The following is a 14,773-nucleotide window of genomic DNA, read 5'->3' as shown; positions in this document are numbered from 1 at the left end:
CCGCCGACGTGACGACCGGCACCCATCCCGGTGCCGCGAAAGCCCCCATGCCAGCGGCCTCCCCTTTCTTTGAGCGTAGTAGGCGGGGAAAATTCTGCTGAATGTCGTGCCTTCGTCCGGCCCAGGCCGCGACAATGGCCGACGAGTGACCTGGAAGCCCGTCCGATGCGCCCGTTCCTGCTGTTCCTGCCGTTGATCGCCTGCCTGGCCGCCCAGGCCGCGCCCATGCCGTTCTACCTGTGGCAGAGCCGCCTGGGCGGCCACCTGACCTGCAGCCAGACCTCGCCGGGGGAAGGCTGGACGCGGCTGTCCGGGCCGTTCGGCGACGCGGGGTGCCGGCAGCCGCTGAAGCGTGGGCCCTCGACCAAGGGGCTGGCGGTGCCGAAGGGGTTGTGAGAGGGGCGCCCAGTTCCTGCTCGCGAACGGTGTTTCCCGGTGGCTGCGGTGCTAGCCCTGAAGAGCGCCCTCTCCCTAACCCTCTCCCTGAAGGGAGAGGGGACCGTTGGGCAGAAACGGAGGCTCTGGAGTTAGCCGGCAACACCGAAAGTTTCCCGCTGGAACCACTCCTTCTCTCGGCACGGACAAGCCCCCTCTCCCTTCAGGGAGAGGGCTGGGGAGAGGGAGCGGAGTCACCCCCAGCACCAAAGCCACCGGGAAACACGGTTCGCGAGCAAGCTCGCTCCTACGAAAAGCCTTTGCCTGGAATGAAGACGCCACCCCCACACCGGATCCCACCATGCCCGACAACCCCGCCCGCATCCGCCACAGCTGGGACAGCAACGCCGGTGCCTGGACCCGCGCGGTGCGCGAGCAGCGCATCGACAGCCGCCGCCTGGCCACCGACGAGGCCATCGTCCGCGCCGTGCTGGAGGGTTCGCCGCGGCGGGTGCTGGACGTCGGCTGCGGCGAGGCCTGCTCGCTGCTGCTGGTGGCCGCGCCGGCCGAATAAGCCTTTGGTCTCGTTCGCACCATAAGGGGGCAGACGCTCCGGCAATCTTGTGCAACACTCCGCGGCGACCTCAGTGGTTCACTCCCGCAATGCCCACGTCCGTTCCACAAGAACGGGCAGCCTCTTCCGGTGTGCAGTCCCGGAAGGCCCCAGACGACTCCTCCCCCGTGCCCACCGGCGCGGCGGCGGCGCTTTTTCCGTCGCGGGCCTTCCTCATCCCGACCGCGCTTCGAGTCGCCGCTGATATACCCAACAACAAAATCGAGGTTGCACCATCATGTCGTCCCATGATCTCCAACGGGATCTCAACGAGCGGCACATCCGTCTCATGGCACTCGGCGCCTGCATCGGCGTCGGCCTGTTCCTCGGCTCCGCCAAGGCCATCCAGATGGCCGGCCCGGCCATCATGCTCTCCTACATCATCGGCGGCCTGGCCATCCTGGTCATCATGCGCGCCCTCGGCGAGATGGCCGTGCACAACCCCGTGGCCGGCTCCTTCGCCCGCTACGCCCAGGACTACCTCGGCCCGCTGGCCGGCTACCTGACCGGCTGGAACTACTGGTTCCTGTGGCTGGTGACCTGCGTCGCCGAGATCACCGCGGTGGCCATCTACATGGGCATCTGGTTCCCCGAGGTGCCGCGCTGGATCTGGGCCCTGGCGGCCCTGGCGAGCATGGGCACCATCAACCTGATCGCGGTGCGCGCCTTCGGCGAGTTCGAGTTCTGGTTCGCCCTGATCAAGGTCGTCACCATCCTCGCGCTGATTCTGGTGGGCGGCGGCATGATCGTCTTCGGCCTGGGCAACGACGGCGTGGCCACCGGCATTTCCAACCTGTGGAGCAACGGCGGCTTCATGCCCCACGGCATCACCGGCGTGCTGATGTCGCTGCAGATGGTGATGTTCGCCTACCTGGGCGTGGAGATGATCGGCCTCACCGCCGGCGAGGCGAAGAACCCGCAGAAGACCATCCCCGGCGCCATCAACTCGGTGTTCTGGCGCATCCTGCTGTTCTACGTCGGCGCGCTCTTCGTGATCATGTCCATCTACCCGTGGAACGAGATCGGCACCCAGGGCAGCCCCTTCGTGATGACCTTCGAGCGCCTGGGCATCAAGACCGCCGCCGGCATCATCAACTTCGTGGTGATCACCGCCGCGCTGTCGTCCTGCAACGGCGGCATCTTCAGCACCGGGCGCATGCTCTACAGCCTCGCCCAGCACGGCCAGGCGCCGGCGGTGTTCGCCAAGACCTCCAGGGGCGGCGTGCCGCGCAATGCGCTGATCCTGTCGATCGTCGCCCTGCTGTTCGGCGTGCTGCTGAACTACCTGGTGCCGGAGAAGGTGTTCACCTGGGTGACCTCCATCGCCACCTTCGGCGCCATCTGGACCTGGGCCATGATCCTGCTGGCGCAGCTGAAGTTCCGCCGCGGCCTGAGCCCGGCCGAGGCCGGCAAGCTGCAGTTCCGCATGTGGCTGTACCCGCTGAGCTCCTACCTGGCCATGGCCTTCCTGGTGCTGGTGGTGGCGCTGATGGCGTTCTTCGAGGACACCCGCATCGCCCTGTACATCGGCCCGGCCTTCCTGGTCCTGCTGGTGGTGCTGTACCGCGTGTTCGACCTGGCGCCGAAAGGCGAGCAGGGCGCGGTCGCCAGCGGCGCGTGAGCGCGGCGGCGCAATGAGAAAGGGCCTCTTCGCAGGCCCTTTTTCCTGGGCGGCCAGAAAATGAAATGCACGGCCTTCCGGCGGACCGTAGGAGCGGGCCCTGCCCGCGAATCGCGCGCAGGGCGCGCTCCTACATGGGCACGGCGTTGGGGCAAGCCGTAGGAGCGGATCTCATCCGCGAATCGCGCCGGAACGTCCGGCCATCGCGGACAAGGTCCTACGAAGAGCGCCTCGGCGTGGGGCGAACCCCTACGCCCTCCCCAGCAACGGCGGCATCGGGCAATCGAGGATATCCGCCACCGCGCGCATCAGCTCCGCCTCGGCCACGCTGATATGGCCGTCGTACTCGATGCAGCGGGCCATGGCCTTGAGCAACTGCGGCTTCTGCAGCGGACGCAGTTGCACCAGGCGGCGCAGCGCCACTTCCAGCTCGCGCAGGGTGCCGGCGCGCGGGCGCTGGCGCGGGGCGAAGGGCAGGCCGGCCCAGGCCTGGGCGAAGGCCTGCTCGGTGTGCAGCGCGTCGGTGTTGTCGAGGCCGGCGAGGAAGGCCAGGAGCATGGCCGCCTCGTCGCCCAGCTCGGCCAGCGGCAGGTTGCCGATGCGCGCCGGGCCGGGGCGCAGGTTGCGTTCGACGATGCGCAGCAGCGTCCATTCCAGCGGCTTCACCCGGCGGTCGGCCTTGATCAGCAGCGCCATGTTGCCGCGCAGGGCCTGGTACTGCCCGTCGTCCAGCTGGCGCAGCGCCGGCATGGCGAGGTCCAGCAGGGGCAGGCGCAGGCCCGGGTCGAGGGCGCGCAGGCGCTCCTCCAGGCGGTCGAGCTGGAAGGCCACGCCCAGGTCCAGGCGCGGCTTGAGCGCTTGCAGCTGCTGCTCGCGGGCGGTCGCCCCGGCATCCAGCAGCAGGCCGTAGACCAGGGCCTGGGCGCCTTCGACGGCATGGGCCGCCGCCTGCAGGCCGTCGTCCAGCCGCTGCAGGGTATGCCGGGCTTCCTCCAGGTGCGCCCCGGCGGGTTCGCCGATGGCCTCGACCGAGGCCAGCGCCGCGCCCGAGGGGTAGCCGCGCAGGGCGGCGTTCCAGGTCTCGCGGTCCACCAGCGGGACGTCCAGGCGCGGCTCCAGCTTCGGGTAGCGGCCGTCCCAGCGCGGCTCGATGCGGCGGATGCGCGCCTCCAGCGGCGGGTGGGTGGCCAGGCCGAACCAGTGGCTGGCCAGGCCGTCGCTGAAGTACAGGTGGCTGAACTCGGCGCGGTGCAGGGCGCCGAGCAGTGAGCCGTAGCCGCCGACCTTCTTCAGCGCCCCGGCGATGCTGGCCGGGTTGCGGGTGAACTGCACGGCGGAGGCGTCGGCCAGGTACTCGCGCTGGCGGTTCACCGCGGCCTTGATCAGGCTGCCGAAGAAGGTGCCGAGCGAACCCAGCACCCACAGGCAGAGGCCGGCGACGAAGGCCAGCGCGATGAAGCCCAGGGCCGAGCCGGAGCCGGCGTCGTTGCCGGCGTTGCTGCGCTGCACGCGGATGCGCGCGACCTCGTCGGCCGTGTGGCTGTCCCACAGGCCGCGGACCATGGTCTCGCCGATCAGGCCTAGCAGCAGGATGCCGTGCAGCAGCGCCACCAGGCGGGTGTTCAGGCGCATGTCGCCGTGGTGGATGTGGCTGAACTCGTGGGCGATCACCCCCTGCAGCTCGTCGCGGCTGAGCAGGCCGATGGTCCCGCGGGTGACGCCGATGACCGCGTCGCGCGGCGTCAGGCCGGCGGCGAAGGCGTTGATGCCGCTGTCCTCCAGCAGGTACACCGGCGGCACCGGGGCGCCCGAGGCGATGGCCATTTCCTCGACCACGTTGAGCACCCGGCGCTCGTCGGCGTCGCGGGCGTCCAGGTTGATCAGCCGGCCGCCCAGGCGCTCGGCCACGGCGCGGCCGCCCAGGCGCAGCTGGCGGTGCTTGTACCAGGCGCCGACGACCACCACGCCGACCACCACCAGGGCCACCCACAGGTAGAGTTCGGGGTCGGGCAGGCGCTGCGGCGAGGTCCAGTGGCTGGCGGGCTCGCCGATATGGCGCCAGAGCCAGCCCAGGACCAGGCTGGTGAGCGTCACCAGGCAGGTCACCGCCACGGCCAGGAGCAGGATCAGCCGCCCGGTCTGGCGGCGGGCGCGGTCCTGGTGCTGGAAGAAGTTCATCGCGCGGGCCGCCCGTCAGAAGGCGACCTTGGGGGCGTCCTGGATCTGCTGGCTGTCGGCGAACTCCAGCTGCGCGACGTCGGCCTTGTGGCCGAAATTCGCCGCCAGCACCACGGCGGGGAACGACTGGCGGTAGGCGTTGTACTCCATCACCGCGTCGTTGTAGGCCTGGCGGGCGAAGGCGACCTTGTTCTCGGTGCTCGACAGCTCCTCGGTGAGCTGCTGCAGGTTCTGCGAGGCCTTCAGGTCCGGGTAGGCTTCCAGGGTCACGTTGAGCCGCCCCAGCGCGCCGCCCAGGGCGCCCTCGGCGCTGGCCAGCTGGGCCAGGGCCGCGGGGGCGCCGGGCTGGCTGGCGGCGGCCTTGAGCCCGGCCACCGCGGCGTTGCGCGCGGCGATCACCGCCTCCAGGGTTTCCCGCTCGTGCTTGAGGTAGGCCTTGGCGGTTTCCACCAGGTTGGGGATCAGGTCGTAGCGCCGCTTGAGCTGCACCTCGATCTGCGCGAAGGCGTTCCGGTAGCGGGCGCGCAGGTTCACCAGGCGGTTGTAGATGGCGATGGCGCCGAAGAACAGCACGGCGAGGACGAGCAGTAGCACCAGGGAAGAAACCGACATGGGCAGTCCTTTTCGAGCGTCGGGAAGGTCCGCCGATGATAGCGGAAAGCTTCCACGACGGCAGGGAGACCATCACAGGCTGCGCCCCGGCGCGGAAGCATGCTGTAAAGGGCCGCCCTTGACGCTCCGCCGCCCAGGTGGTCAGATGCCCGCCGTTCCAGGTGCCTCGTGCCGCCGTGCGCGAGGTGAAACGGGAAGCCGGTGCGTCGCCCTTGGCGGCAAGTCCGGCGCTGCCCCCGCAACGGTAAGCGAGCGGGGCATCCACGAGGCCACTGTGCTCAGGCATGGGAAGGCGGATGCTCCACGATCCTCGCGAGCCCGGAGACCGGCCTGGAGCGTTGTTGGCAAACCCGCGGTGGGCGGGCGTGAGCCGGATTCCGGTCGCGCCCGTGCCGGAACTCGCTGCGCCGCCTGCGAAATTCCCATTTCGAGGCGATCACCTTGCATTTCCCCTTCCCTGAATCCGCACCCCGGCGCGCCCTGTGGCTGGCCGGCCTGTGCCTGAGCCCCTGCCTGCATGCCGCGCCCCTGGGGCTGCAGGACGAAATCGTCAGCGCCCCTTCGGTGGAGTCCACCACCGTCGCCGAGATGGCCCGCTACGGCAGCAGGCTCGAAGTCATCGAGCGCGAACGGATCGAGCGCGCCGGCCCCAGCGCCGACGTCACCCGCGTGCTGCAGATGTACGTGCCGGGGCTATTCGTGGCGCCGAAGAACGGCCCCTTCGACTACGGCACCTACTCGCTGCTGGGCGGGCGCAACGACGACACCCTGATCCTGCTGGACGGCGTGCGCCTGAACAACCGCCTGTACGGCGGCCTCTACCTGGACACCCTGCCGACCACCGCGGTGGAGCGCATCGAGGTGCTCAAGGGCGGCCAGGGCCTGCTGTTCGGCACCCAGGCGGTGTCCGGGGTGATCAACATCGTCACCCGCAGCGCGCGCAGCCGCGAGGCCTCCGGCGAGGTCAACCTGGGCCTGGACAGCTTCCGCGGGCGCAGCGGCGACGCGCGGGTGGAGAAGGTGCTGGAGAACGGCCTGGGCGACCTCGGCCTGCTGGCCTACGTCAGCCACAACCGCTCCGACGGCTACAAGCCGTTCCGCGAGCAGGACATGACCGCCACCGCCACCGTCAGCGACAAGCGCCGCTCCTACGACGTCAACGTGTTCGGCGCCAAGGCCATCCAGGCCTTCGGCGGCGATTCGCGCCTGGAGCTGTTCTACCAGTACGCCGACGCCAACCTGGACTACGCCCGCCCGGCCGACAACCGCCACACGACCAACGACCGCATCCAGCAGATCGCCACCGCCACCTTCGAGCAGCACCTGGGCGAGGACTTCAGCTGGTTCGCCAAGGCCCACCTGAACGACTGGGACACGCGCTACACGCGCATCTACAACCTCGCCGGCGGCGGCACCCGGGTGCTCAACCACAACGACTACTGGGGCTTCACCGACTGGGGTGCGCAGCTGGAGGGCAAGGCGCGCCTGGCCGGCGGCCACGAACTGGTCTTCGGCAGCGACAACCAGTGGTACAAGGGCCAGGACGACGTCCTCATCATCGACAACGACAAGGCCGAGTCCCACGCCCTGTACGCGCAACTGCGCCCGCAGGTGGACCTGCTGCCGGACTGGCACCCCAGCCTGGGCGTGCGCCGCGAGGAAATGAGCGGCGGCGAGGGCGCCACCGTGTGGATGCTCACCTCGCTGTACGACCTGACCGACCAGCTCAAGCTGCGCGGCCAGCTGGGCACCGCCTTCAAGCTGCCCAACGCCGAGCAGCTGTTCGTCAACGAGCCGGGCAGCGAGATCGGCAACCGCGACCTCAAGCCCGAGCGCAGCCGCAACGCCGAGCTGGGCCTGGATTACAGCGGCGCGCTGTTCGGCCAGCCGTGGAGCGGCAGCGTCACCGTCTTCCGCCGCGAGATCAGCGACCTCATCACCCTGGCCGGCGACCAGTGGGTGAACGGCGACGGCGAGATCGAGGTGCGCGGCATCGAGGCCAGCGGCCAGTGGCAACTGGGCGAGCATTGGCAACTGGCCGCCGACGCCACGCGCAACCTGGTGGATACCCGCGAGGGCGTGACGGTGAACAACATCCCGCACTTCTTCGCCCGCACGCGGCTGGGCTATGACCAGGCCCCCTGGGGCTTCGGCGTGGCGCTGCGCTACGTCGGCTCCATCGTCAGCCCCCAGGGCGACGACTACGGCCACTACACGGTGCTCGACGGCGACGCCTACCGCTACCTGGACGGCGCGCGCCGCCACCGCCTGAGCCTGCTGCTGGAGAACCTGCTGGACCGCGACTACGCCACCAGCCGCACCAGCAACGGCATCCGCCAGGTGGACAACCTGGGCCGCCCGCGCAGCGCCGAGCTGCGCTACACCTTCAGCTTCTGAGGTGGCCATGGACCCGGCAGTGCTGATCGTCGGCCCCCTCGCGGGCGCCCAGGGCGAGGCCTTCCGCGCCGAGCTGCAAGCGCTGCGCGGGGCGTTGCAGCCGATCGACACCAGCGATGGCTTCGACGCCCTGTGGCCGGCCGTCCGCGCCCACCTGCAGGCGGGCAGGGCGCTGCTGCTGGTGGACCTGGAACCGGCCAGCGACGGCGCCTACCTCGACTGGCTGCGCGGCGAGGTGGCGCAACTGGCCGGCGACTACCCCCGGGCGCCGTGCCCGCGGGTGACCGCCTCGGCCCTCGGCCGCCGTGGCCTGGATGCCCGGCTGGTGTGCGCGGCCATCGACGACGGCCGCCAGCAGCTGGATTGCCGCCACGCCGGCCCGGTGCCGGAGCAGCCGGACTGGTCGGCGCCGCCGCCGCACAAGCGCCAGGTTTTCCTCTGCACCGGCCCGCGTTGCGTGCGCCGCGGCGCCTTGCCGCTGTGGAAGACGCTGCGCCGCGAACTGGCCCGGCGCGGGCTGATCGAAACCGCCGAGGGCGTGTTGCTGACCCGCACCGGCTGCCAGTTCCCCTGCAACCGCGGGCCGCTGCTGACCGTCTACCCGGAGCGCTGCTGGTACGGCGTGCGCGACGAGGCCCAGGTGCTGCGCGTGGTGGAGCAGCACCTGGCGGGCGGCGAGCCGGTGGCCGAACTGCTGATCGAGGGGGCGCCATGAAGGGCTTGGCACTGTTGCTCGGGTTGCTGCTGGCGGCGCCGACCCTGGCTGCCCAGGACTACCGCAACTGCGGCCAGGCCTGGCACCTGGCGCGCCCGGCCGAGCGCATCCTGGCGCTCAACCAGCACGCCGCCGACCTGCTGCTGGCGCTGGGCGCCGGGCCTCGGCTGGCGGGCGTGGCCTACCTCGACGACCCGGGGCCGGACCTGCAGGGTGGGCGCTACCGCGGCGTACCCGTGGTGTCGGCGCGCTACCCGTCCGCCGAGCTGCTCTACGCGCTGCGCCCGGACCTGGTGGTGGGCGGCTTCGCCACGGCCTTCGACGCGGGGCGCGGGCGCGCCGAGCTGGGCGCCGCCGGGATCGCCAGCTACCTGCTGGAGGCGGCCTGCGCGCCACGCACGGGCGATGGCTTCGGCAACGTGCGGGCCGACCTGCTCACCCTGGGCCGGCTGCTCGGCGCCGAGGCGCGGGCCCAGCGGCTGATAAATGCCCAACAGGCCGACCTGCGCGCGGCCGCCGCCAGGGCCGCCGGCCGCGCGCCGCTGCGGGTGTTCTACCTCGACAGCAGCGACGCCGGCCTGGCCAGCCAGGGCGGGCGCGGTTTCGTCAGCGAACTGCTGCGTGCCACCGGGGCGCGCAACCTGTTCGAGGCGGTGGCGCTGCGCGGCTACCTGGCCAGCCCCGAGGCGCTGCTGGCGGGCGACCCGGACGTGATCCTGCTGGCCGACGCGCGCTGGTCGCCGGCCGCGGAAAAGGTCCGCTACCTGCGCGCGCACCCGCTGCTGTCACGCCTGCGCGCGGTGCGCGAAGGGCGCTTCGTGACGCTGCCCTTCAGCCAGTTGGTGCCGGGGGCGCAAAGCGGCCGCGCGGCGCGCGAGCTGGCCGCCGCCCTGTACCCCTGAGCGCTCAGAAGCGCACGTCCACCACCACGCTGTCGGTGTAGGTCCCGGCGGGCGGGGTGGGTTGTTCGGGGAGGATTTCCGCGCGGTAGTCGAAGCCCTGGGCGGTGAGGCCGTCGAGCTGGCCGGGGTTCGACTCGGCGCTGCCGTCGGGGCGGCGTTCGGCGCCCTGGGCGCCCCAGCGTTCGTTGCCGCTGGCCGTCTTGTACAGCTCGTAGGCCAGGCGCGCGTTGCCGCTGGCCATGTGGCGCTGGCCGTTGCTGGCATGGCTGCCGTCGCTGAGGCCGACGCTGTAGTGCGCGCCCTTGGTGCAGCGCACCTGGATGCGCTGCTGCACCGGAAGGAAGCTGCTGACCAGGGGCGCGCTGCCGAAGTCGAGGGCGGGGGCGCTGAGCTGGCAATCGTTGCGCACGTTCAGCACCAGGCGCACCTGGGTGACCATGCCGTTGCCCCAGTTGCTCGGCCCCTGCAGGCAGACCGGGCCCAGGCAGCCGCCGCTCAGCCCGGGGCTGTTGTCCCAGCCCGGCCAGGCGCAGACGCCGAGGGCCTGGCCGGTGACGCAGATGCGCCAGTACCAGCGCAACTGCAGCGTGGCGACGTAGGTGCCCGCCGCCACGTTGGCCGAGCGCACCCGGGCATGCAGCGGGAAGGTGCGCAGGTCCAGGTGGCCGCTGCCGACGAGGTTGGCATAGTCGTAGGTCACGCCCTGCCGCAGCATCTGCTTCAGCGAGGCGTCGGCGTACAGGTCGAAGGGGATCCTGTCGCCGGTCTTCGCATTGCGCAGGAAGTTGCCGTCGAGGCTTTCCAGGCGCAGGCGCACCCAGTTCTGCCCCATGATCGCGCCGCTGCGCACGTCGCAGGCCATGCCGCCGCGGGTCTGGATCTGCAGCGGCTCGCGGGCGATGACCAGGGAGCTGTGGGTGCCGAAGTTGCTGTCGCCGGGCTGCATGCGGCATTGCTGGGCGGTGGTGGCCCAGGCTGACAGCGGGGCCAGGAGCAAAAAGGGCAGCAGCGGGCGTAGCCATGGGTTCATCGTCGACTCCGGGCTTCAGAGGCAGGGCAGCGGCCCCAGCTGCGCCAGTTCCTCGGCCGCGGGGTCCAGTTCGAAGGTGGCGCTGCAGGTGGCGCCGTCGGGCAGGTTCGCGCGCAGGTGGTTGCGCGCCTGCAGGTGCTCCAGGTAGACCAGCCCGTCCCAGCCGACGTAGGCGGCCTGGCCGTCGTCGCCGGCGACCTGCGTGCCCAGCGGCAGCGGCTGGCCGTGGCGGTCGTGCAGCAGCAGGCTGGCGGCCAGCATGCGCTGCACCGGGAAGCGCAGCAGGTAGCCGCTGCCGGCCCTGACCGCGACGCGCTGCTCGACCACCGGCGCCTCGACGTTGGAGGCCAGGCCGAGCGGGTCGATCTCGTACTTGCCGGGGTAGTAGGCGCTGCTCCAGGGCACCAGCAGGTGGCCATTGGCGTCGGTCTGGCCGACCAACTGGTTCTCGTAGCGCACCGGGATGCCGGGCTGGCCGTCGGTGCTCACCAGCACGAAGGCGTCCTGCACCTGGTTGGCGGCGAACGCCGCGCCGTCCATCCAGGCCAGCGAACCGCCGAGGTCGGCCCAGCGGGTGTAGTCGCCGGCTCCGCCGTACAGGCCGCCGCGGGCCTGCAGGTTCCGGCCGCGCCAGTGCAGCGCGGCCTGGTGCCAGTCGCCGCCCCCGCCGTTGTCGGCGTGGCCGAGGTTCCAGCCGAAACCGCCTTCGCCGGGCACCGCTTCGCTGTAGTCGACGCGCCGGCTGTTGCGGCCGTCGGCACCGCGCTCGATGCCCATGCCGAGGGTGCCGCGCAGGTCGAAGGGGATCACCAGTTGCACCGCGCTGCTCCAGCGGCTATTGCCGAGTTCGCGGTTGGCGGACAGGTACAGGCTGGCCTCGCCCCACAGCGAGCGGCCCCAGGACAGGTTGAGCAGACGGGTGCGGCCGCCGTCGCCGGCCACCACCTCGAAGTAGCCGGCGCCCAGGCTGCCCCAGCCATCCAGCGCCACGCTGGCGGTGGCCTGGGTGCTGCGGCGGGTGGGCGAATAGCCGTGCTGCGGCGCAGCGTCGTCGGTGTTGCGGCGCCGTTGCCGTTCGTAGGCCAGGCGTGACAGGTCGGCGTAGTCGGCGTCGCGCTGGCTGCGCTGCAGCGAGAAGTGGAAGCGGCGGGCGCTGTACTGGTAGCCGAAGCTGAGCTGCCGGCCGCCGTCGCCGTCCAGCCGGCCATGGCCGGCCGCGGCGTTGAGCACGCCCAGGGTGCCCAGGCGCAGCACGCCGCCCAGCCCGCCCATGGCCAGGCCTGCGGCGCCTTCGGCCTGGGCCTCCAGGGTGAAGTGGTCGCTCAGGCCGTGGCGCAGCGAGGCGCTGGCGGCGCCGCTGCCGTAGGCGAAATCGTCCTGGCCGTAGCCCTGGCGCAGGCTGCCCAGGCTCGCGGCGAAGTCGCTGAGGCCCGGGCGCAGCAGTTCGCTGCTGACGTAGAAGGGCACGCTGGTGGAGACCTGGCGGCCGAGGGCGTCGGTGGTCTGCAGCACGGCCTGGCCGGCGCCGTTGACGTAGGGCAGGGCGCCGAGGCTGAAGGGGCCGGGTTGCAGCTCGTAGCGGCCGTTGCGGTAGCCGTCGACGAACAGCTCCAGGGTGCTGGGCAGCGCCGCCTCGCCGGCGAAGCGCGGCAGCGGGTAGGTGACGATGTCGGGGCGGATGGCGAAGTCGCGGGACAGCTGCACCCCGCCCAGGCGCACCGGCGAGGCCCAGGCCTGGGAGCGGCTGACCAGGTCGCCGGCCTCGTAGGTCAGCGCGCGCTCCTCGTCGGCGAAGCGCCAGTGGCTGTCGTAGCGCAGGTAGCGGCTGCGCTGCGCCGGGCCGCCGAAGGGCTGCTGGTGGACGCCGCTGTGGCTGAACACGCCGAAGGGGCCGAACAGGCGCAGGTCGCTCCAGGCCGAGCGGGTGTCCTGGCCGTTCTGCGGGCTGCTGGCGTACAACTGGTAGTTGAACAGGGCGCCGACGCTGCTGCGGGCCGGCACCCGGGCGCGCCGTGCCGCCGCGTCCAACTGCTGCGGCGGCAGCCAGTGCGGCGGCACCTGCAGCAGCAGGCGCTGGCCCTGGGCGTCGTAGCTCGCCTGCACCCCCGCCAGCTCGCCGAGGTCGAGCCAGCCCGCCTGCGCCACCGGCAGGCCGAGGGCGCGCAGGTCGGCCGCGTCCATCCGCAGGCGGCCCTGCCGTAGGTCCACGGCCACCACCTTGCCGCTGGGCCGCAGGTTCACCAGCAGTTCCAGGTACAGGCGCGCACCGTCGGTCAGCGCGCCCGCATCCCGCGGCGGCGGGGGCAGGGGCGCGGCCAGCGGGGCCTCGCCGTCGAGCAGGGCCAGGCCGGCGAACAGCAGGTGGCAGCGGCGCAGCGGCAGCCGGGCCATGCCGCGGTTCAGCGGGGCACGGCGGCGATCTCGCCGCGTTCGCCGTTGACCTCCGCCCACAGCCGCTCGCCACCGGCCAGCGGGCGCGGCAGCGGCCAGCGCATGCGGCTGCCGGGCAGCACGTAGCCGAGCAGGCCCTCGTCCATGGCCAGGCTGGCGCCGCCCCGCTCGAAGGCCACCCGCGTCAGGCGGACGTGGCGTGGCCCGGCGTTGCTGATCTCCAGGTAGGCCTTGCCGCCCGCCTCGACCTGGCGCCAGCCCAGCGCCGGGTGGCCCGCCCCGGCCGGCAGGCCGGGGCCGGCGAGGAACAGCGGCACCGAGTAGCGCATCTGGAAGCGGATGCCGCTGCCTTCCGGCCCTTGCGCCTCGTCCTGCGGGGTGGGCACTTCGTCGATGAGGATGCGGTAGGCGTGCTCCGTGCCGGCCGCGCTCGGCGCCAGGCGCGTCAGGCGCACCAGTTGGCGGGCGCCCGGCTCGACGCGGACCATCGGCGGGCTGCCGACCACCTCGCGCTGCGCCTGGTAGTGCTCTTCGCCGTCGCGCTGGCTCCAGGCGAAGATGCGCACCTGCAGCAGCGCGCTCCGGGCGCCGCGGTTCTCCAGCCAGAGCGCGCTGGCGCGCTGGTCGTGCTCCAGGCGCGGGTCGATCGGCCAGATGAGGATGGAACTGTCGGCCCGCGCCGCGGCGGGCAGCAGCACGAGCAGGATGAGAAGCAGGGCGAAGGGCATCGTGGGGCTCCGGCTCGCTCACCACGACAGGGTCACGGTGAGCCGGTCGTGGTAGCGCCCGGCGGTCTGGTTGCCGGGCAGGCGGAGGGCGGCGTTGATCGGCAGCGCGATGGCGCCGGCGTCGCTGTAGTCGATGGGCACGCTGGCGCCGACCGGGATTTCCTGGCTCAGGCCGGCATCGCGGTACAGGCGGTAGGCCAGCCGCGCCTGGCCGGCGCCCAGGTGGCGCAGGCCGCCGTCCAGGTGCTGGCCGCCGTCCACCGTCATGCGCAGCTTCACCCCCGGCGTGCAGTCGAGGGTGATGGCGTCGTTGGGCAGCAGCCGGGCGCTGATCGTCCCGCTGGTGCTGGAGGGGTGCCGGCCGAAGTCGAGGCGGCCGAAGTCGTTGCCACTGCCCGGTGCCGCCTGGCTGACCAGGCAGCCCTGGGTGACGCTGGCGGACACGCGGAAGCTGGCCTGGGTCGCGGCGCCCGCCTGCTGCGCGCCAGCGTGGGCGAGCAGCAGGAGCAGCGCGGCCAGGGCGCGGCGGCGTGGCCTGGCAGGCCCGCGGGGCGGCTGGGTGGGCGCTGGCATGGGCCGGCCGCGACCTCAGAATTCCAGGGTGACGGTCAGGGTGTCCCGGTAGGTGCCGCTGGGCAGGGCCCTGGCATTGGGCGCGATGGCGCCGTGGATGGGAACCTCGACGGGGGCGCCGTCGCTGGGAATGGCGAATTCGTACATCTGGTCGGGCAGGTATTCCTGGGTGTACCCGGCGTCCACGTACAGCGAGTAGGGAATCTGCTCGCCGCTCTCGTTCTCCAGCGTCCGGTCGCCGCGCAGGCCGCCGTCGACCAGGACATCGAAGGCGCCTATGCCCGGGTCGCAGGTGACCTCCAGGCTGCTGCCTTGCGCACCGATCAACTGCGCGCTCAGGGCGTTGCTCCAGGTCGGGCCGGCCCTGCCGAAGTCCAGGTGGCCGAACTGGTTGACCACGCCGCTGGCGCTGTTGCCCTGGGTCACCTGGCAGCCGCTGGCGATCTCGAGGGAAACCTCCACCTGGCCGCTGATCGCCGCCAGGGCCTGGCCCAGGGGCAGGATGAGAAGGGTGGCGGCTAGGGCGTGGCTGAGCCTGTCATGCTTCATCGTCATGGCCTCGAAAAATGGGAGCGGCATTTTCCCAGGGGGCGGCGGTGATGAAGCGTGTGGATAGGGGGAGGGTGTTCGAGAAAAAT

13 protein-coding genes and 1 riboswitch are annotated in these 14,773 nt (G+C 71.7%); of the genes, 6 read left to right on the top strand and 7 right to left on the bottom strand.

Features of this window, described 5'->3' with window-relative positions; translation table 11 throughout:
- Positions 1-165: 165 nt before the first annotated feature.
- From CHC02_RS11715 to CHC02_RS11705, 3 genes are all read left to right on the top strand, one after another.
- Positions 166-396 carry a hypothetical protein gene (locus tag CHC02_RS11715; RefSeq protein ID WP_089391645.1) on the top strand — a complete coding sequence of 77 codons (231 nt, stop codon included), beginning with the start codon at positions 166-168 and terminating at the stop codon, positions 394-396.
- Between the two features lie 340 nt (positions 397-736).
- Complete coding sequence (locus tag CHC02_RS11710) at positions 737-949, top strand: hypothetical protein (RefSeq protein ID WP_176450321.1); 213 nt, start codon at positions 737-739, stop codon at positions 947-949.
- A 277-nt stretch (positions 950-1,226) separates the two neighbouring features.
- The gene (locus CHC02_RS11705; RefSeq protein ID WP_089391644.1) at positions 1,227-2,609 is read left to right on the top strand and encodes an amino acid permease; all 1,383 of its coding nucleotides are present in this window, start codon (positions 1,227-1,229) and stop codon (positions 2,607-2,609) included.
- A 249-nt stretch (positions 2,610-2,858) separates the two neighbouring features.
- Here CHC02_RS11705 and CHC02_RS11700 read toward each other — a convergent pair whose 3' ends face one another.
- Together CHC02_RS11700 and CHC02_RS11695 are read right to left on the bottom strand one after the other, a co-directional pair.
- Positions 2,859-4,787 carry a M48 family metallopeptidase gene (locus CHC02_RS11700; RefSeq protein ID WP_089391643.1) on the bottom strand — a complete coding sequence of 643 codons (1,929 nt, stop codon included), beginning with the start codon at positions 4,785-4,787 and terminating at the stop codon, positions 2,859-2,861.
- 15 nt (positions 4,788-4,802) lie between these two features.
- A complete protein-coding gene (locus CHC02_RS11695) occupies positions 4,803-5,399 on the bottom strand; it encodes a LemA family protein (protein ID WP_089391642.1) in 597 nt (198 codons plus the stop codon).
- A 142-nt stretch (positions 5,400-5,541) separates the two neighbouring features.
- Positions 5,542-5,747, top strand: a riboswitch (cobalamin riboswitch).
- Between the two features lie 93 nt (positions 5,748-5,840).
- Between CHC02_RS11695 and CHC02_RS11690 the strand changes: the two genes are divergently transcribed.
- The 3 genes from CHC02_RS11690 to CHC02_RS11680 are packed head-to-tail and all read left to right on the top strand — an operon-like array spanning position 5,841 to position 9,413.
- A complete protein-coding gene (locus tag CHC02_RS11690) occupies positions 5,841-7,796 on the top strand; it encodes a TonB-dependent receptor plug domain-containing protein (protein ID WP_089391641.1) in 1,956 nt (651 codons plus the stop codon).
- A 7-nt stretch (positions 7,797-7,803) separates the two neighbouring features.
- Positions 7,804-8,511, top strand: coding sequence for a (2Fe-2S) ferredoxin domain-containing protein (locus tag CHC02_RS11685; RefSeq protein WP_089391640.1), 708 nt, complete (start codon positions 7,804-7,806; stop codon positions 8,509-8,511).
- Complete coding sequence (locus CHC02_RS11680; protein ID WP_089391639.1) at positions 8,508-9,413, top strand: ABC transporter substrate-binding protein; 906 nt, start codon at positions 8,508-8,510, stop codon at positions 9,411-9,413. The genes CHC02_RS11685 and CHC02_RS11680 overlap by 4 nt, the downstream gene beginning before the upstream one ends.
- A 4-nt stretch (positions 9,414-9,417) precedes the next feature.
- Here CHC02_RS11680 and CHC02_RS11675 read toward each other — a convergent pair whose 3' ends face one another.
- Genes CHC02_RS11675 through CHC02_RS11655 form a run of 5 tightly spaced genes read right to left on the bottom strand, consistent with a single transcriptional unit; the run spans position 9,418 to position 14,684 of the window.
- On the bottom strand, positions 9,418-10,443 hold the full coding sequence (locus tag CHC02_RS11675) for a Csu type fimbrial protein (protein ID WP_089391638.1): 1,026 nt from the start codon (positions 10,441-10,443) through the stop codon (positions 9,418-9,420).
- Positions 10,444-10,458: 15 nt separating this feature from the next.
- Positions 10,459-12,834: a fimbria/pilus outer membrane usher protein gene (locus tag CHC02_RS11670; RefSeq protein WP_089391637.1), complete on the bottom strand. Its 2,376-nt coding sequence runs from the start codon at positions 12,832-12,834 to the stop codon at positions 10,459-10,461.
- An 8-nt stretch (positions 12,835-12,842) separates the two neighbouring features.
- Positions 12,843-13,562 carry a fimbrial biogenesis chaperone gene (locus CHC02_RS11665; RefSeq protein WP_089391636.1) on the bottom strand — a complete coding sequence of 240 codons (720 nt, stop codon included), beginning with the start codon at positions 13,560-13,562 and terminating at the stop codon, positions 12,843-12,845.
- Between the two features lie 18 nt (positions 13,563-13,580).
- Positions 13,581-14,135, bottom strand: coding sequence for a Csu type fimbrial protein (locus CHC02_RS11660; RefSeq protein ID WP_089391635.1), 555 nt, complete (start codon positions 14,133-14,135; stop codon positions 13,581-13,583).
- Positions 14,136-14,150: 15 nt separating this feature from the next.
- On the bottom strand, positions 14,151-14,684 hold the full coding sequence (locus tag CHC02_RS11655) for a Csu type fimbrial protein (RefSeq protein ID WP_167364833.1): 534 nt from the start codon (positions 14,682-14,684) through the stop codon (positions 14,151-14,153).
- Positions 14,685-14,773: the final 89 nt, after the last annotated feature.

Origin of the sequence: Pseudomonas delhiensis, from assembly GCF_900187975.1 — a bacterium.
GTDB classification, from domain to species: domain Bacteria; phylum Pseudomonadota; class Gammaproteobacteria; order Pseudomonadales; family Pseudomonadaceae; genus Pseudomonas; species Pseudomonas delhiensis.
The sequence above is the reverse complement of the archived record's forward strand: the minus strand, read 5'-3'. Positions and strand labels throughout refer to the sequence as shown.